The organism is Amycolatopsis sp. cmx-11-32 (assembly GCF_047608695.1).
Lineage (GTDB): Bacteria > Actinomycetota > Actinomycetes > Mycobacteriales > Pseudonocardiaceae > Amycolatopsis.
On sequence record NZ_JADNQN010000017.1, the window covers coordinates 121,897 to 138,480 of the forward strand.

At 67.9% G+C, this 16,584-nt stretch carries 16 protein-coding genes and 2 pseudogenes; 10 read left to right on the plus strand and 8 right to left on the minus strand.

Annotated features, from left to right (window positions below):
* Positions 1-7: 7 nt before the first annotated feature.
* The gene (locus ACM6LR_RS35355) at positions 8-841 is read right to left on the minus strand and encodes a helix-turn-helix domain-containing GNAT family N-acetyltransferase (protein WP_414940004.1); all 834 of its coding nucleotides are present in this window, start codon (positions 839-841) and stop codon (positions 8-10) included.
* A gap of 103 nt (positions 842-944) precedes the next feature.
* Between ACM6LR_RS35355 and ACM6LR_RS35360 the strand changes: the two genes are divergently transcribed.
* The 4 genes from ACM6LR_RS35360 to ACM6LR_RS35375 all read left to right on the plus strand — a co-directional run bounded on the left by ACM6LR_RS35360 (position 945) and on the right by ACM6LR_RS35375 (position 6,257).
* The gene (locus tag ACM6LR_RS35360) at positions 945-2,282 is read left to right on the plus strand and encodes an FAD-dependent oxidoreductase (RefSeq protein WP_414940005.1); all 1,338 of its coding nucleotides are present in this window, start codon (positions 945-947) and stop codon (positions 2,280-2,282) included.
* A 117-nt stretch (positions 2,283-2,399) separates the two neighbouring features.
* On the plus strand, positions 2,400-3,146 hold the full coding sequence (locus ACM6LR_RS35365) for an SDR family NAD(P)-dependent oxidoreductase (protein WP_414945343.1): 747 nt from the start codon (positions 2,400-2,402) through the stop codon (positions 3,144-3,146).
* 322 nt (positions 3,147-3,468) lie between these two features.
* The gene (locus tag ACM6LR_RS35370; protein WP_414940007.1) at positions 3,469-5,274 is read left to right on the plus strand and encodes a ThiF family adenylyltransferase; all 1,806 of its coding nucleotides are present in this window, start codon (positions 3,469-3,471) and stop codon (positions 5,272-5,274) included.
* Positions 5,271-6,257, plus strand: a complete 987-nt coding sequence (locus ACM6LR_RS35375) for a 3-oxoacyl-ACP synthase III family protein (protein WP_414945344.1) — start codon at positions 5,271-5,273, stop codon at positions 6,255-6,257. The genes ACM6LR_RS35370 and ACM6LR_RS35375 overlap by 4 nt, the downstream gene beginning before the upstream one ends.
* A gap of 601 nt (positions 6,258-6,858) precedes the next feature.
* Here ACM6LR_RS35375 and ACM6LR_RS35380 read toward each other — a convergent pair.
* The gene (locus ACM6LR_RS35380; protein WP_414945345.1) at positions 6,859-8,064 is read right to left on the minus strand and encodes an FAD-dependent oxidoreductase; all 1,206 of its coding nucleotides are present in this window, start codon (positions 8,062-8,064) and stop codon (positions 6,859-6,861) included.
* Between the two features lie 21 nt (positions 8,065-8,085).
* Positions 8,086-8,649: a TetR/AcrR family transcriptional regulator gene (locus tag ACM6LR_RS35385; protein ID WP_414940010.1), complete on the minus strand. Its 564-nt coding sequence runs from the start codon at positions 8,647-8,649 to the stop codon at positions 8,086-8,088.
* A gap of 226 nt (positions 8,650-8,875) precedes the next feature.
* Here ACM6LR_RS35385 and ACM6LR_RS35390 point away from each other — a divergent pair, with 226 nt between their 5' ends.
* From ACM6LR_RS35390 to ACM6LR_RS35405, 4 genes are all read left to right on the plus strand, one after another.
* A complete protein-coding gene (locus tag ACM6LR_RS35390; protein WP_414940011.1) occupies positions 8,876-9,064 on the plus strand; it encodes a hypothetical protein in 189 nt (62 codons plus the stop codon).
* A 36-nt stretch (positions 9,065-9,100) separates the two neighbouring features.
* The gene (locus ACM6LR_RS35395; RefSeq protein ID WP_414940012.1) at positions 9,101-9,595 is read left to right on the plus strand and encodes a hypothetical protein; all 495 of its coding nucleotides are present in this window, start codon (positions 9,101-9,103) and stop codon (positions 9,593-9,595) included.
* Between the two features lie 58 nt (positions 9,596-9,653).
* Positions 9,654-9,920 carry a hypothetical protein gene (locus ACM6LR_RS35400; RefSeq protein WP_414945346.1) on the plus strand — a complete coding sequence of 89 codons (267 nt, stop codon included), beginning with the start codon at positions 9,654-9,656 and terminating at the stop codon, positions 9,918-9,920.
* A 93-nt stretch (positions 9,921-10,013) separates the two neighbouring features.
* On the plus strand, positions 10,014-10,346 hold the full coding sequence (locus tag ACM6LR_RS35405) for a hypothetical protein (RefSeq protein ID WP_414945347.1): 333 nt from the start codon (positions 10,014-10,016) through the stop codon (positions 10,344-10,346).
* 14 nt (positions 10,347-10,360) lie between these two features.
* On the opposite strand, the gene ACM6LR_RS35410 is transcribed toward ACM6LR_RS35405, so the two are convergent.
* The gene (locus ACM6LR_RS35410) at positions 10,361-11,317 is read right to left on the minus strand and encodes a GlxA family transcriptional regulator (protein WP_414940014.1); all 957 of its coding nucleotides are present in this window, start codon (positions 11,315-11,317) and stop codon (positions 10,361-10,363) included.
* An 86-nt stretch (positions 11,318-11,403) separates the two neighbouring features.
* Between ACM6LR_RS35410 and ACM6LR_RS35415 the strand changes: the two genes are divergently transcribed.
* Together ACM6LR_RS35415 and ACM6LR_RS35420 are read left to right on the plus strand one after the other, a co-directional pair.
* The gene (locus ACM6LR_RS35415; RefSeq protein WP_414940015.1) at positions 11,404-11,547 is read left to right on the plus strand and encodes a hypothetical protein; all 144 of its coding nucleotides are present in this window, start codon (positions 11,404-11,406) and stop codon (positions 11,545-11,547) included.
* 367 nt (positions 11,548-11,914) lie between these two features.
* Positions 11,915-13,657, plus strand: a complete 1,743-nt coding sequence (locus tag ACM6LR_RS35420; RefSeq protein ID WP_414945348.1) for a BCCT family transporter — start codon at positions 11,915-11,917, stop codon at positions 13,655-13,657.
* 302 nt (positions 13,658-13,959) lie between these two features.
* Here the strand turns inward: ACM6LR_RS35420 and ACM6LR_RS35425 are convergent, their stop codons facing one another.
* From ACM6LR_RS35425 to ACM6LR_RS35440, 4 genes and pseudogenes are all read right to left on the minus strand, one after another.
* Positions 13,960-14,106 carry a DoxX family protein gene (locus ACM6LR_RS35425; protein ID WP_414945349.1) on the minus strand — a complete coding sequence of 49 codons (147 nt, stop codon included), beginning with the start codon at positions 14,104-14,106 and terminating at the stop codon, positions 13,960-13,962.
* A 70-nt stretch (positions 14,107-14,176) separates the two neighbouring features.
* Positions 14,177-14,284 (minus strand): annotated as a pseudogene (locus ACM6LR_RS35430) (DoxX family protein); the annotation flags it as partial.
* A 9-nt stretch (positions 14,285-14,293) separates the two neighbouring features.
* Positions 14,294-14,476: pseudogene (locus ACM6LR_RS35435) on the minus strand (sigma factor); the annotation flags it as partial.
* 164 nt (positions 14,477-14,640) lie between these two features.
* Entirely contained in the window at positions 14,641-16,518 is a 1,878-nt protein-coding gene (locus ACM6LR_RS35440; RefSeq protein WP_414945350.1) for an OmpL47-type beta-barrel domain-containing protein, read from the minus strand.
* Positions 16,519-16,584: the final 66 nt, after the last annotated feature.

Consider the following 16,584-nt stretch of genomic DNA (forward strand, 5'->3'; position numbering starts at 1 on the left):
CCGCTTTCTAGACGACCGGGCTTCGCCGTTCAAGGAAAACGGTGTCGTGCCAAACATCTTCGAGCCTGCCGACGCGTTCGCGGACGCCGACCGTCCGGTAGCCGGCGCTGTGAAGCAACGCGATACCGCCTCGGTTTTCCGTGATGACCGAGGCCTGAAGCGTCCAGAGGCCGGCAGAGTCGGCCTCGGTGACCTGCCGGTGAACGAGGGCCTTTCCGACGCCGCGGCCCCGATGACCTTCGGCGACCTGCACGGACGTTTCGGCGACACCCTGGTCGCATTGGCGATCCGACACCGGGGACGCCGCCGCCCACCCGACGACCTCGCCGTCGAGTTCGGCCACCCAGCGATGCTCCGGCAGCCAGTTCCGGTCGAGCGTCCGCTTGCCGGGCACCTCGGTCTCGAAGGTCGCGAGACCGGTGGCGATCGCTTCGCCATAGATCCGGCGCACCGCGGCCCAGTCGTCCTCGGCCGCGGCGCGGACGGCGACGTCGGAGGGCAGGTCGTCGGGGCAGCACGGACGCGGGGCGAGCAGGCCCATCACCGCGTCGGCCGCGTGCGGAAGCCCGCTGCAGCAAGCCTGATTGATCGTCACGACCGTCGCCGTTCCCTCTTTTCGCAGCCGCAGGAAGCCGACTTCGGCCAGTTTGCGCACGTGGTGGGAACACGTCGACTGGCTGGTCCCGAGGACCTCGGTCAGCGCGCCGACGGTGAGACCCCGTGACGCCGTCGCGACCACGTGCAGCAGTTTGACGCGCGTCGGCTCGGCCAGGCAGGCGAACCATTCGGCGTAGGTCGCGGCTTCACGGTCGGGCAAGAGCACAGGGGCGACGCTGGTCATCGACCCAGTATCGACCAGGATCGATGGTTGCGTCAATCGACCGTCGTCGATACAGTCCGGACGACTACTCGATCGAAGTTCATCGATGAAAGGTGTCCCGGAAATGACTGAGCTGCCCGTAGTGGTGATCGGCGCCGGACCGGTGGGCCTGGCCGCGGCCGCGCAGCTGGCGGAACGGGGACTCGAACCGCTGGTGTTCGAAAGCGGCACGCGAGCCGGGGCCGCCGTCGCGCGGTGGCGTCACGTGCGGCTGTTCTCGCCGTGGTCCGAACTCGTCGACCAGGCGGCGGGCCGGCTGCTGGAGGCGCGCGGCTGGGACCGTCCGGACGGCGAGACGTACCCGACCGGCGAGGAATGGGCGGACTCGTATCTGCGCCCACTGGCGGAGGCGTTGACCGGCCGGGTGCGCTTCGGCGCCGAAGTGACCGGAGTCGCCCGCCGCGGACGGGACCGCGTCGTGGACAGCGGCCGGGACGACGAGCCGTTCACCGTCTACGTTCGCGCTTCCGACGGCACCGAAGAACGGATCACGGCACGGGCGGTGATCGACGCGTCCGGCACCTGGACGACACCGAACCCGCTCGGCGGCGAAGGGCTTCCCGCCATCGGGGAACGCGCCGCGGCGGACCGGATCTCTTACCGTGTACCGGATCTCGGCGACGAAGCCGTCCGGGCACGGTTCTCGGGCGCGCACGTCGTGGTCGCGGGCAGCGGACATTCCGCGCTCACCGCGCTGGTCGCCTTGTCCGCGCTGGACGACACCCGGATCAGCTGGGTACTGCGCCGCGGTTCGGTCGGCAACGCGTTCGGCGGCGGCGACGCCGACCAGTTGCCCGCCCGCGGCGCGCTCGGCACCCGCGCCAAGGAGGCCGTGGAGTCCGGACTGGTCTCCGTGGTGCGGGGCTTCCGGACCGAGGCCGTCGAACGCGACGGCGGCTTGACCCTGGTTTCCTCGGCAGGCCAACGGATCGAGCAGGTCGACGAGGTCATCGCGCTGACCGGCTTCCGCCCCGACCTGACCTGGCTCTCGGAAATCCGTCTCGACCTGGACGCGACATTGCAGGCGCCGGTGGCGCTGGCCCCGCTGATCGACCCGAACGTGCACTCGTGCGGAACGGTCTACCCGCACGGCGCGAAGGAACTCGCGCACCCGGAGCGGGACTTCTACCTGGCTGGGATGAAGAGCTACGGCCGGGCACCGACCTTCCTGGCCGCGACCGGTTACGAACAGGTGCGCAGCATCGCCGCCCGGCTCGCGGGCGACCACGCCGCGGCGGACCGGGTCGAACTGCGCCTTGCCGAAACCGGGGTGTGTGGCGGGTCGGGCCTGTTCGACGAGCCGGATCAGCCGTCGGCCGGTGGCTGCTGCGCCTCGACCGAACCCGAGGTCTTGGCCCTTTCCGCGCCGTCCCAGCGGCCGCGTGGTCACCGGCTGACGTAGACCAGGCCGACCGGCGGGCGCGGTGGTCCTGACCCGATACAATCTCTCTTGCCTCGTCGCGCGGGCGGGCGTCGCCGTTTCGGGCGTGCGTGCACTGCGAAACCGACAGGGAGACCGATGGACCTGACCGGCACCACCACGCTCATCACCGGCGCGAGCGGCGTCATCGGCCAAGGGATCGCCCTGCGCTTCGCCGAAGCGGGCAGCGCCGTCGCCGTGCACTACCACCATGCCGAGGCCTCGGCGCTCGACCTCGTCGAACGCGTCGAGGCGGCCGGGGGCAGCGCCGCCGCGTTCACCGCCGACCTCACCGACGACAGTGAGTGCCGACGGCTCGTGGCCGCCGCCGCGGCCTGGACCGGACGGCTAAACACCCTGATCAACAACGCCGGCGCGCAGCCCGTCGAGCCGCTGCCGGGGATGTCGGCGGAAAGCTGGCGTGCCGTCCTCGACGCGAACCTCACCAGCGCGTTCTCGTGCACGCAGGCCGCGGCCGAGGTGATGAACGGCGGCAGCGTCGTCCACATCGCCTCGATCGAGGCGGCCCAGCCAGCACCGGGGCACGCGCACTACAGCAGCGCGAAAGCCGCCCTGGTCGTGCACGCCCGCGCCGCCGCACTCGAATACGGCCCGCGAGGCATCCGCGTCAACACCGTCTCCCCCGGGCTCATCGACCGTCCCGGACTCGGCGAGGCCTGGCCGGAGGGCGTCCGCCGCTGGGAACAGGCCGCCCCACTCGGCAGGCTCGGCACTCCAGCCGACGTCGCGAACGCGTGTTTGTTCCTCGCCTCGCCGCTCGCGGCATGGATCACGGGACACAACCTGACCGTGGACGGCGGCGTGTCCACGCATCCCACCTGGTGATCATGGTCGTGTGACCTCTGTCACACGACGAGGTTTGAGCTGCTTTCGCTATGAAACGGGCTGTCACACCATCGGGTAGGAATCCCGGCGAGCTTCATCAGATCTGGTTGCGCTCATCGTGACGGAGCGTCAAGCGCTGCAACAGTAAACGATTACTGAACCCGATCGTGCGCCTTCCCTGACATGCATACATTCAGTGATGGACGATCAACTCGCTGCTACAGTCTCGTTTGTCCGGAACCCTTCGATTTTCTCCGAATTTCCGGACCAATCCCACGATTCTCTCGCCGAACTCCGGCATCTTCCTCAGAAAAGGCACCACTTGACGGATCTCAACCACCCGTGGATCGTCGCCGCGTTCCTCGGGGCCGACGCCTGCCTGCTCGACTCCGTGCGCGAACTCCGGGCCCGGATCCTGTTCGACCGCGGCCGTCGTCCGGCCTTCCGGCAGGCGGACGGTTCGCACGCCGACGACCAGGACCTCGACTTCGGGGCCTGGCACTTCATCGCCCGGCAGCATCCGGACGGCCCGCCGCTCGGCTACATCCGGCTCTCCACCCCCGCCACCGGCGACAGCTTCCAGTCACGGGCCTACCTCGGCACCGAAAGGTACGAGGAATTGCTCGCCGCACAGGGCGTCGAGCCCCGTCACGTCTTCGAGCACAGCAGGCTCGTCGTCGAACATCGGTCCCGGAAGCTCGGGCTCGGGCAGTACCTCAACGCGCTCGCGATCGGTGCCGCGCACCATCTCGGTGCCCGGGCCATGATCGGCACGTCGGGGACGAAGGACGGCCAGGACCGTTTCCACGAACAGTTCGGCTTTCGCGGGATGCCGGGAACCCGGCGCTATGTCGAGCGATACACCGAAGACGTCGTGATCATGTTCCACCGCGTCGCCGACGGCGCCGGGCGGCACCACGATCTCGTCAGCAGGCTGCGGGACGAATTCCCGCAGGCCGCCGCTTCGGCTCCGGCCTCCCTCGCCGCCGGGTCATCATCGGGCAGGCCCGTACCCGCCGCGCTCACCGATATCTCCGCACCCGATCGCGACCTGTGGCGGCCGACGCTGCTCGAACCCCGCGACCCGGCGGATTTTTCGGTCCTGACGGCGTTACTGGCCTCCGGCGACGTCCGCGAAGTCCACGACACCATCGACGAGCAACTCGCCGAACTGGTCCGCAGCCGCGAACCGTCGTGCCGGGACACGGCCGAAATCGGGGCCAGGAAACGGGAACAACTCGCCGGGGCGGCGGACTGGGAGTACGGCACCTGGGTCTGGTACCCGTGGTCGCGGCGGCTCGTGCACGTCCTGCCGCGCGACGAGTTCCGGCTGGTGCGCACGGATCGCAACCGCGGCAAGGTCGACCGGCCGGAACAGCGCCGCCTGCTCGGCAAGAGGATCGGGATCATCGGTCTCTCGGTGGGCAACAGCGCGGCGCTCACGTTCGCGCTCGAAGGCATCGGCGGCGCCTACGCCTTGGCGGACTTCGACGACTTCAGTCTCTCGAACCTGAACCGGCTGCGCGCGGGCGTGCACGAACTCGGGGTCAACAAAGCGGTCCTGTCCGCGCGCCAGATGTTCGAGATCGACCCGTACCTCGACATCGAGATCCACCAGGGCGGCCTGACCGAGGACAACATCGAGGCGTTCTTCACCGGCGGACAGGGCACGATCGACCTCCTGATCGAGGAGTGCGACACCCCGTGGATCAAGGTCGCGGCCCGCGAATACGCCCGCGACCTGCGCATCCCGGTGGTCATGGACTGCAACGACCGCGGCATGCTCGACGTCGAACGCTTCGACCTCGAGCCGGACCGGCCGTTGCTGCACGGCCTGCTCGGCGACATCAAGTCCGTGGACGTCGCCGACCTGGACCATCAGGAGAAGGTCGAACTGATCCTGGCCATGGTCGACGCCGACCGGATCAGCCCGGAACTGGCCGCCTCCTTCGGCGAACTCGGTCGCACGCTGAGCAGCTGGCCGCAGCTGGCTTCGGGGGTCGCCCTCGGCGGCGCGCTCTGCGGTGAGGCCGCGCGGCGCATCCTGCTCGACCTGCCGTGCGCGTCCGGCCGGTTCTACACCGACCTCGACCGCCAGCTCAGCCCGGAGCGGAGCACGGTCACGTGACCTCGCTGCCCGTGCGGATCGCCGGCACCGGCGTCCACCTGCCACCGGACATCGTCACCAACCGCCGGCTCACCGAAACGCTCGACACCTCCGACGAGTGGATCGTCCACCGCACCGGGATCCGCGAACGCCGTCGGCTGGCCCCGGATCTCGCTACTTCGGACATGTGCGTGGCCGCCGCCCATCCCGCGCTCGCGGCGGCGGGGTGCGCCGCGAGGGACGTCGACGCGATCATCGTCGCGACCTACACCTACGACCAGCCCTTGCCCTCGACGGCCCTGATCGTCAAGGAGGCCCTCGGCGCGTACCGGGCACTCACCTTCGACATCACCCAGGCCGCCTGCGCGAACGGCGTCCAAGCGCTGTTCCTCGGTTCCTTGCTGGTGCGGACCGGCGCCGCGGAACGGGTCCTGGTGATCGCGGCCGACTGCGCGTCCCGGGTGACCGATCCGGAAGACCGCACCACCAGGGTCTTCTTCGGTGACGCCGCGGGCGCCGCCGTACTGACCCCGGCGACGACACCCGGCACCGGACTGCTCGGCTGGGACTTCGGCGCCGAATTGTCCTACGACGTCGAGATCCCGGCCGGCGGCTCGCGGCAACCCGCCTGCGCGACGACGTTCGAGGACAAACGGCACTACCTCAAGATGAACGGCCGGGCCGTCTGGGACACCGCCACCCGATGCCTGCCGGACAGCGTCCTGAACGCCACCGGGCAGGCCGGGTTGTCGGTGGACGACGTGCGCCACTTCTTCCTCCACCAGGCCAATCTGAACATCTTGTGGGCGGCGATGGACAAACTCGGTGTGCCGCGGGACCGTGCGCCGATCACCGTCGACCGGCTCGGCAACACCGGTTCGGCGGGCGTGTTCACCGTGCTGCACAAGGGTTTCTCGGAGGGCTCGGTGCGGCAGGGTGACACTTTCGTGGTGTCGGCGATCGGGGCGGGGTTCCAGTGGGGCACCTTGTGTTTCAGGGCTTAGGAGCGTCCTCGCCGCTTGGCCGAAGGTAGCGTGGGGTCACCTCGTACTCCGTGAAGGCCTCCTTCCCTACCCTGAAAGTAGGGTCCCGGCAAAGTCGCAGAGCTGGTCAAGCGCGTCGTGAGTGGCGATTCGGTTTCTGCCCGACCTGTCTTTGCCTACTGGCTGAAAACGGTGTCATCCTCCCCACTCGACCGAGTTGACCATGATCAACGGAGGATCGGGGACGTCGGATGTCCCCCATCCTCCGTCAATCAAGGCCCGAGGCCCCGCGCCGTCGGCCTGACCACACGTGGGCAAGCAACTACCGATCCGCCCCCACCCGACTTACCCACCCCCGACCAAACGTGACTCAGACGTCAAGCGCGGCCGCCCCCCCGGTGTCGCGAAAGCCACTTTCGCGACACCAGAGGTCCCGAAAGTGGCTTTCGCGACACCGAAACGGCAATTGCGCGACTTTGCCGGAGCCCTGCCCTGAAAGTAGGGAAGGAGGCTTTTACGGACCACCACCCGATAGCGGGCCCCGGGGGCGCGATCTATGGGTAGGTTGTCTTGTTCAGGGACTCATCGTCGTGCGCCGGTGAGGGCGTGGCTTCACCTTCCGTCATCGAACGGTTTTCATGTTGTTCTGACGTGTTCGCTTCAGATTCGTCACCAGTGCCGTCGACTTACCCGTGACAGCGGCTGCGAGCGGGCGTTCGAGGCCCGGGAGCCGTGCCAGCCGAAGGAAAACGCGGCGCGCCTGGAGCACGAGCCGATTCGCGGGCAGGAACCAGCGGGCTCCCCGGCGGGCGACCTGCTGCTTCTCGGTCACCACGGGACGGACCAGCTTTTCGTATTCCGTGAACGCTGTCTCGATCGAGGACGTCCGGGCGAGCTGTTCGGCCAGCACGAACGCGCCCGCGATCCCCAGAGAAGCGCCTTGACCAGCGAGAAGTGAGACGGCGTAGCAGGCATCGCCGACGAGAACGACCCGGCCGCGGCTCCACGACGGCATGTCGACCTGCGCGACCTGGTCGTAGTACACCTCCTCGGCGGGCGGGCAAAGATCGAGCGCCTTCGGCGCCGCCCAGCCGAGCGAACCGTAGGTCGCGTGCAACGCCGCCCGAGCATCGCCCGGCAGGGACGGATCCGGCGCGCGGTGCACGGCGAACGCCGCGATCTTGCCGTCGCGGAGACCGTAGAAGCCCATCTGCGCCCCGACGGTGTCGGTCAGGCAGAACCGCTCCCCCACCCGCGCACGGATCTCTTCGTCCTCGAAGACGAACGCCGCCGTGTGGAATCCGAGATAGCGCACGAACCGGCTCTCGTCACCGAAAACCAGCCGCCGCACGGTCGAATGGATCCCGTCGGCGCCGACCAGCAGATCGGCTTCGAGCGCCTCGCCGCCCGCGAGCGTGATCCGCACCCGGTCGCCGAGATCCTCGACTTCCGAGACCCCGGCGCCGAACCGGACGTCCACTGTGGACGGCAGTGTCGTACGCAGCACTCGTTCCAGATCCGGCCGCATGATGCTGCACAGCCTGCCGCCAACGGACTTGGCGAACCGGCCGTAGTCGATCGCCGCCCGGCGGTGGCCTCGCTCGTCCAGCAGACTCGCTTCATTCACCTGGTACGCCACGGCTTCGACCTGAGGAAGCAGGCCCATCTCCTCGACCGCGTCGAAACCCGGCCCGAAGAAGTCGATCATGTAGCCCTGTTCCCGAGGGCCCTTGGCACGCTCGAGCACCACGACCTCGACGTCCCGCGCCGCGAGCCGGTGCGCCAGTGCCAGACCGGTGATACCGGCACCGCAGATCGCCACCTTCATCAGAGTTCTTCCCTTTCGAGTTCAGCTGACCAGTCGACGGAGGACAGCCACAGTGACATCGCGATCGGCCTCCGGTTCGAGCGCGCGATGCAGCAAAAGCCCGTCCACCGCGGCGAAGAGCACCGCCGCGGTACCGTCGGCGTCGGCCACTCCACGCTCAGCAAGCCAACCGCCGAACCGGGTACGCAAACCGGTGAGGATCTCCTGGATGCCCTGGCGCAAGGCCTCATCGCGAGTCGCGGTCAGATAGGCCTCGGCGAACAGCAACGACATCGGATCGACCCCGGTGTACTCGCCGACCGACGCCAGCAGCGCGTCCACCGCGGCCGCGGGCGTGTCGATGGTTTCCAGCAAAGGCTCGAAGGCACCGGCGACCTCGCGCATCGCTCCCAGCACGCCCTCGATCAGCAACGCCCGCAACGAAAGGAAGTGGTAGTGCACGACGCTCGGCGTGACCCCGGCGCGTTCGGCCAGGATCCGGGTGCTGACCGCGGACCAGCCTCGTTCCGGTACCAGTTCGACCGCGGCCTCCAGCAACCGCCGCCGCACGGCCTGACCACGTTCCGCGGCCGGGGAGCCTGCCACCTCCGCCTCCTAGGGCGTTCGTCCTGTACGACTGCCCTGATCGTACGCCTGGCTTCGGTCGCCGCGCAAACTCGATCGGCCCTGCACTGATCGGCCCTGCACTGATCGGCGAAGCACCGGAGAGGCACACGCTCCGCGCGGCGACGAGTCCGAAGCGGCAAAAATGACCTCGTTCCGCGGCTGAGCCGTCGCGAAACTTGCTCCTTCGACCCACTTTGGAGGACAAATGGTCTCGAAGCCTCGCGTCGCGCTGGGAATGCTCGTCTTGGCGGTGCTGGCGGGCGGGATGATCGCGCTGCTGGTCTCGCTCGATGCGGACGCCTTCTGGGTCAAGACCCTGCCCATCGCCGTGCTGGTCGGCGGCGCGGCCCTCGCCCAGTCGCTCGGTTTCTTCACCAAGGCGCCGAAGGACTAGGGACCGGTCCCCGCGCTCGCCGTTAGCGTTCCGCGCGTGACCGAACTGGGCGCCTGCATCGAACGCTTCGAGACGAATTCCCGTAGCCGCGCGCTGCGGGGTCTGGCCGCGATGGCGATCGGCGCACCGATCGCCATCGTCGGAGTCGTCCTGTTCCTGATGGGACAGCAAGCGGGGGCCTCCGGCGGGGAGACGGTCCTCGGCGTCGTCATCGGCGGCGGGCTGGGGCTGATGCTGATGGGCGCCTGGGCCTGCTGGCACGCGATCAGCAAACGGGGCGAGACCTTCACCCTGTACGAGCGGGGATTCGTGCACACCTGGAGCAGGTCGACCACCGTCGTGCCGTGGAACGAGGTCGAGGCGGTCATCGACCACACCAAGAACAACATCCTCGCCAGGGCCCTCGGCGGCGATGTCGGCTGTCTCGTCAGGCTCACCGATGGCAAGAAGATCCTCATCAACGGGTTCACCGAAGGCGCCGCCGTACTGGCTCACGACATCTCGGAAGCCGTCGGACGTCGTCCCGCCTGAGGCACACGGCAACCTTCCGGCCCGGTCGCGCGTTCTCCCAGCACGGGAGGTGGTGGCCATGGAGATCGTCGTCGCGAACGAATTGGGTGTCCGCGCCGTGGTTCTGACGTTGCGCGCCAAGGGATCGGCGCTCGAGTTCCGGCTGTTCCCCATGGTGCACATCGGTACGCAGGCCTACTTCGACGCCGTGCGGCGGCAAGCGAACGAATGCGACGTGGTGGTGGCGGAGGGCGTCGGCGACGCGAGGCCGGTGTCGCGGCTGACCGCGAGCTACCGGCTCGCGGCACGGAACAAGCGACTCGGACTGGTGGTGCAGGACCTATAGGCGGACACCTTCACCGCGCCGACCGTCCGCCCGGACCTCGACGGCACGGGTTTCGCCGAGGGCTGGCGACGCGTCCCGCTCGGCGACAGGCTGATGATTTCCGTCCTGGCTCCGACACTGGGGGTGTTCCTGCGTGGCTTCGGCACCCGCGGGATGCTGGCGCGGTTCCTGACCGTCGACGACGAAGACGATTCGTGGGTCGAATCCGCCGAGGCCATGCCCGAATCCGACGACCTGATCAGCGGCAGCCGCGACAAACTCCTCGTGGACGCGTTGGCCGGACTGCATGAGCGGCGACACCAAGAGCCCGGGACGATCGGCGTGGTCTACGGCGCCGAGCATATGCGCGCGGTCGTCCGCGAACTCCGCGCACGGTTCGGCTACGTCGTGCGGGACGCGGAATACGTCACCGTGTTCGCCCTCTGATCGTCCTTTGTGGATCAGACGCGCTGCGGTGCGAAGGTCCGGCGGTAGTCCTGCGGGGAAACACCGACGACCTTGTGGAAATGGTGGCGCAGCAGGGCACCCGAACCGAACCCGCAGTGGCGTGCGACCTCGTCGATGCCCATCGTCGTCTCCTCCAGCAGGGACCTCGCGTGCAGCACTCGCTGCGTCGAAAGCCACCGGTGCGGCGTGGTGCCCGTCTCGGCGACGAACTTGCGGGCGAAGGTGCGCTCGGACATCTGCACGCGGCGAGCGAGATCGGCGACGAGATGCTCACGGTCGATGGTGTCGAGCATCCAGGTGAGCACGGGCTGAAGGCTGTCGCCGGCACTCTCCGGGATCGGCACCTCGACGAACTGCCGCTGCCCGCCCTCACGCTGCGGCGGCACCACCATGCGCCGGGCGATCGCGGTGGCCGCGGCGGACCCCAGTTCGCGCCGGACCAAATGCAGGCAGGCGTCGATACCGGCGGCCGTCCCCGCACTGGTGATGATGTCGCCATCGTCGACGAAGAGGACATCCGGGTCGAGGCGGGCCAGCGGGAACCGCTTCCGGAACCCGGCGCTGTGCCGCCAGTGGTTCGTGCACCGGCGCCCGTCGAGCAGGCCGGCGGCACCCAGCACGAACACGCCGCTGCAAACCGAAAGCAAAGTGGCTCCCCGCGCCGAAGCCGCGCGAAGCGCTTCGAGCACCGCGGCCGGGTACTCGTCGCGCACGTCGCAGGCGGGAACGACGACGAGGTCCGCGCCCTCGGTCGCTTCGAGACCGTGTTCCGGGGTCACCTTGACGCCGTGGCCGAGACTGAGCGGTTCTCCCGCTCGCTCCCCGCAGACACGGAAGTCGAGCAGTGGCACTCCGTCATCGGTGCGGTCGTAGCCGAACACCTCGCAGACGACGCCGAACTCGAAGGGGGCGAAGTTGTCCAGCAGCACTACGGCGACGCTCTTCAGCATGGCCGGAGCATAGCTGGCAGGATCTTGACGCACAACGACAGAACTGCCACTTTTGGCAGGATATCCAGTGGCGCAAACTTACTGCCATGACCGCAATCATCGTCACCCTCGCCTTCATCGCCCTCGTCACCTACCTGCTTGAGCGCAATCACACGCGGCAGGGCCGTCCGACCGCCGCCGGTGGCGACCCGCTCGGTCACCCCTTCTGGAGGGGCGGCGCCGCGGTCTGAAACCCGTCGTGACCACCTCGCCCCGCCGATCGTGAGGTGGGGGCGTTTCGCTCCCGGTGGGCGCCCGTGGGGTGGCGGGCGTCGAATCCGAGGGATGCGCGGAAAGCCTCGCCGAAGAACCGCAGTTCAGCAGGGCCCTTCGCGAGACACTCCGCACGATCTCCTGACCGCCGGTGTCGCGAGCGACACTTTCCCGCCGAGACCGTGAACCAGACCGACATCCGTCGAGGTCAGACCCACAATCACGGGTTTAAACCTCTTGGTCCGTATTTCCTGCCGGTTACCAGTTTTCTGGTTAGGGTGCAGTGATGCAAACGGGTTGACTAAGGCGGAAGGAGATCGCGCTGTCATCGGCGCGTGGCTGAACATGAGTTCGCAGGACGGTAAACAAGCGGAAGAAGTTGTCGCGGGGACCGCGACAGACCTCGCCAACGCCCCGGATACGACAGGTCCCGGGCACACGCCCGATGAGCACGTCCCCCTCGATCTCGCCTCCGAACGACCCGCCGAGACCGATCGGACCGTTTTCGTTGTGGCGGCGGCCCTCGCGCTCGCGATCATCGTCTGGGGTGTCCTCGCGCCGGAGAGCCTCGCGAATGTCGCGTCGACCCTCCTCAACGACGCCGTGATCCCTTACGGTGGCTGGGCTTTCGTCCTCACCGCGAGCGGTTTCGTGGTCTTCGCGGTCTGTCTGGCCATAAGCCGCTACGGCCGGATTCCGCTGGGCGGGGACAAGGAACTGCCCGAATTCCGGACTTCGTCGTGGATCGCGATGATGTTCAGCGCCGGGATGGGCATCGGCCTGATGTTCTTCGGCGTGTACGAGCCGGTCTCCCACCTCGCGAGCCCGCCCCCTGGCACCGCGGCCCCGAATTCCGACGAAGCCGTCCACACCGCGATGGCCACAACGTTGTTCCACTGGACCGTGCACCCGTGGGCGATCTACGCCGTCGTCGGTCTCGCGATCGCCTACAGCACCTTCCGCAAGGGCCGCACCCAGCTGATCAGTTCGGTGTTCGCGCCGCTGATCGGCAAGCGGCGCACCGAAGGCCCGCTGGGCAAGGCGATCGACATCATGGCGATCTTCGCCACCCTGTTCGGTTCGGCCGCGTCCCTCGGCCTCGGCGCGCTCCAGGTCGGCGGCGGCATGGGCGCCGTCGGCTGGATCGACGACCCCGGCAAGGGCCTGCTGGTCGCGATCATCGCCATCCTCACCATCGCCTTCATCGCGTCGGCGGTGTCCGGGGTGGCCAAGGGGATCCAGTGGCTGTCCAACATCAACATGGTGCTCGCCGCGGTGCTCGCGGTGTTCGTGCTGGTGGTCGGACCGACCGTGCTGATCCTCAACATCGTGCCGGGCGCGATCGGCGACTACTTCCGCGAACTGGCCGAGATGTCCGGCCGCACCGGGATGACCGGTGGCGACGAGATGCAGACCTGGCTCGGTGGCTGGACGGTCTTCTACTGGGCGTGGTGGATCTCGTGGACGCCCTTCGTCGGCATGTTCATCGCGCGGATCTCCCGCGGCCGCACCATCCGGCAGTTCATCTTCGGCGTCATCGCCATCCCGAGCGTCGTGAGCCTGATCTGGTTCGCGATCTTCGGCGGCGCGGCGATCAGCAGGCAGCGGGCGGGGACGGACATCGCGGGCGCGGGCAGCGCCCAGTCGGCGACGTTCGAACTGCTCGAGACACTGCCGTGGTTCATCCCGATCGCGATCCTGGTGATGATCCTGGTGTCCATCTTCTTCGTCTCCGGTGCGGACGCGGCGTCGGTGGTGATGGGCACCTTGTCCCAGCGCGGAAGCGTGCATCCGAAGAAGGGTGTCGTCATCTTCTGGGGCGTGCTGATGGGCGCCGTCGCGGCGGTGATGCTGCTGGTCGGCGGGAACAAGGCGCTGACCGGTCTGCAGAACCTCACCATCCTGATCGCGGTGCCGTTCGTGTTCGTGATGGTCGGGCTGTGCGCGTCGGTCTGGAAGGACCTGCGCAACGATCCGCTGATGAAGCAGGAAGACGCGATGATGCTGTCGCTGAAGGAACTGCACGAGGAACGCACCAACGGCCACGGACGCCGTCGCATCCTCGGACGCTCGAAGCAGAAGTCCTGATGCTCTGAGTACATGAAGGACCCCTTCCTCTTCGTCGCTGCGCGAGCTGACGATGGAGGAATGGGGACGTCGAGTGTCCCCATTCCTCCATCGTCGCGGGATCACACCGGTCGCGAAGCTGACCAGCAGAGGTTCAGGGACATGCCCTCTACGGCACACGCCCGAGCGGGGAAGATTTCGGACGTTCACCGTCCCGAATCTTCCCCGCTCGACCCTTGCAGGGACCAGAAATGTCAAGCCCGGACTACCACCAGCAACTCCGCGACTTTGCCTGGCCCCTGAGCCTTCACGTACTCCCGGAGTCAGGCACGGCCGATGGCCACGAAGGCGCACAGCGCGAGGTAGCCCAGATCCAGCAGCGCGATCTCGGGTTCGTGACGGCGGAGCCGCGGGACCACGGCACCCGCCATGACCAGCGCCAGCCCGAGCGCGGCCAGCGGCACCAGCACCGGGGCGATGTCGAGCAGCGCGGGCAGGGATCAGGCCGACGGCACCCGCGATCTCGATCGCCCCGATGGCCTTCACCGCGCCAGGGCCGAAATCCAGCACCCAGCCCGCGCCGGACGCCACTCCGGCGATCTCTTCCCGCGGAATGAACAGTTTCCCGACGCCGGACACGAGATACATGACCGCCAGAAGAGCGGCGACGATCCACAGTGCGAGGTTGTCGATCGTGCCGTCGTCCTGGCGGGCCAGCCGCAGCCAGGCTTCCTGGACGGCGTCCTCGGCGTCCGCCCGCGACCCGAGCATCCGGTGGGCCACCGCCACCAGGCGACCACGCTGCTCCTCGAACGCGGTCGCCAGGGTTTCGCCGATCATGTCGTTACCGGTGGTGGGGGCTGAACACTAAAGGTGTCTTGTCAGGTGGCGGGTCCGTGAAGGCCTCCTTGAGAGACTCTGGGTCCCTCAGGGAGGCCTTCACGGACCTCGGGATCGCAACCCTGATCGCAACTAGAGGACTACTTGCGTAGCAGGTCCTTCGCTCAGACGTCCCTGATCGGCGTCTTCACGACTTTCTTCATACCGGGGTTCTTCGTCTCCGGCCGCTTCTGCGGTTCAGCGGTCGAGCCGCCGATGCCGGAGTCGATCGCCGCCGTGACGATCAGGTTCCGCTCGTCGGACGAGATGGCCTCGCCGTCGAGGAGTTCCTGGGTCACCGCCCGCACGTAGGTCACGAACTGGTCGTTCGACGAGTAGTCCGACTCGTCGTCGAGCACGTCGTTGATCGTGCAGCCGTTGCCGGTGTCGCGGTTCTCGACCTGGCTGTCCGCCGTGCCGAGGATCACCGTGTCGCGGACGTCGGAGTCCGGGCACGCGTCCGGGCCCGGCGGCGCGGCGACGATGGTGAACGCGCCACCCTGTTCCGCCGAGACGTTGCCCGCCTTGTCCGAAGCACGGTAGGTCAGGGTGTGCGTGCCGAGCGCGGTCGATTTGACCGGCGCGGTGTACCCCGTCCAGGCCCCACCGTCCAGTTTGTACTCGATCTTGTCCACACCGGACCCGGTGTCCGTCGCGGTCAGGTTGATGGTCGCGTCCTCGATGTACGACCAGCTTCCGTCCAGGTCACCGCTCACCACCACGGAAACGATCGGCGCGGTGCTGTCGTCGCCTTCGACGATGGTGAACGTCGCCGCGCCTTCCGGCGAGACGTTGCCTGCCTTGTCGGTCGCGCGGTAGTTCACCGTGTGGGCGCCGACGACGGTCAGCGCGAGCGGCGCCGAGTACGTCAGCCACGGGCCACCGTCCAATTTGTACTCGACCTTGCCGACGCCCGAACCGGCGTCCGTGGCCGTCAGTGTCACGGTCGCCTTGCCGACGTAGTCGCCGTTAGCGTCCTTGTTCCCGGTCACCGCTGAGGTCACGGTCGGCGCGGTGGTGTCACTGCTGACCACCGTGAAATGCGCCATGCCTTCCGGCGAGACGTTGCCCGCCTTGTCCGACGCCTTGTAGTGCAGCATGTGCATACCGGGCGCGGAAACAGCGACCGGCGCGGTGTACGCGGTCCAGGCGTCATCGTCCACTTTGTACTCGACCTTGTCCACACCGGTTCCGGCATCGGTGGCGGTGAGCTTCACGGTGGCGGTGTCGAGGTAGTTCCCCGCACCGTCCTTGTTCCCGGTCACCTCGGAGGTCACCGTCGGCGGCGTCTTGTCACCGGGCTGGCCTGCGACGACGCTGAACGACGACATCCCTTCGGGTGAAACGTTCCCGGCCTTGTCCGAAGCGCGATAGTGGACCATGTGCGAACCGGCCGCGGAGACCACCACGGGCGCCGTGTACGCGGTCCAGGCACCGCCGTCGAGCTGGTACTCGACCTTGTCCACCCCGGACTGGCTGTCCGAAGCGGCCAGGTTCACCGTCGCGGAACCGACGTAGTTGCCCGCCGTGTCCTTGGTGCCGGTGACGTTGGCGGTCACGGTCGGCGGCGTGGTGTCGACGCCCCCGCCGTCGGTGACGACGAGCTCGCCGAACATTTTGCTGTGCCCCTGCACCGTGCAGTAGAACCGGTACTTCCCGGGCGTGAGCGTCACGGTCGCTTCGTGCTCGCCGTTCTGCTCGTCGTAAGGGTTGGCGAAGATGTTCAGAATGACGTCGTGGTTGTAGCCCGGTGTCGACGTGTCGAACGTCAGCGAGTGCGACATCGTCGAGCCGAGGGCTTCGGTGTTCTTGAACAGGATCGTGGTCTCGCCTGCCACGGCGGTGGCAGGCGCGCTGAGGTAGTGGTCGGTGCTGTCGCCCGCGGTCCATTCCAGGGTCTGGACCGGGGCGGCGGAGGCGGGTGCGGAGGAGCCCGGCAACGCCAGGCCCAGTAAGGCGAACGCCGTGACCAGGACGGCCACAGCGAGATTTCGTGGGGACATCGCAGGGAAACCTTCCGTACAGGGAGACCGGCCGGGCGCGAGGGAGGTCGCGCCCGGCCGATCTTG

Excerpts from the sequence above, each read along its gene's own strand:
- ACM6LR_RS35355 (WP_414940004.1), bottom strand. The coding sequence starts at position 841 with ATGACCAGCGTCGCCCCTGTGCTCTTGCCCGACCGTGAAGCCGCGACC.
- ACM6LR_RS35360 (WP_414940005.1), top strand. The coding sequence starts at position 945 with ATGACTGAGCTGCCCGTAGTGGTGATCGGCGCCGGACCGGTGGGCCTG.
- ACM6LR_RS35365 (WP_414945343.1), top strand. The coding sequence starts at position 2,400 with ATGGACCTGACCGGCACCACCACGCTCATCACCGGCGCGAGCGGCGTC.
- ACM6LR_RS35380 (WP_414945345.1), bottom strand. The coding sequence starts at position 8,064 with ATGAAGGTGGCGATCTGCGGTGCCGGTATCACCGGTCTGGCACTGGCG.
- ACM6LR_RS35390 (WP_414940011.1), top strand. The coding sequence starts at position 8,876 with ATGGTCTCGAAGCCTCGCGTCGCGCTGGGAATGCTCGTCTTGGCGGTG.
- ACM6LR_RS35400 (WP_414945346.1), top strand. The coding sequence starts at position 9,654 with ATGGAGATCGTCGTCGCGAACGAATTGGGTGTCCGCGCCGTGGTTCTG.
- ACM6LR_RS35405 (WP_414945347.1), top strand. The coding sequence starts at position 10,014 with ATGATTTCCGTCCTGGCTCCGACACTGGGGGTGTTCCTGCGTGGCTTC.
- ACM6LR_RS35410 (WP_414940014.1), bottom strand. The coding sequence starts at position 11,317 with ATGCTGAAGAGCGTCGCCGTAGTGCTGCTGGACAACTTCGCCCCCTTC.
- ACM6LR_RS35415 (WP_414940015.1), top strand. The coding sequence starts at position 11,404 with ATGACCGCAATCATCGTCACCCTCGCCTTCATCGCCCTCGTCACCTAC.
- ACM6LR_RS35420 (WP_414945348.1), top strand. The coding sequence starts at position 11,915 with ATGAGTTCGCAGGACGGTAAACAAGCGGAAGAAGTTGTCGCGGGGACC.
- ACM6LR_RS35440 (WP_414945350.1), bottom strand. The coding sequence starts at position 16,518 with ATGTCCCCACGAAATCTCGCTGTGGCCGTCCTGGTCACGGCGTTCGCC.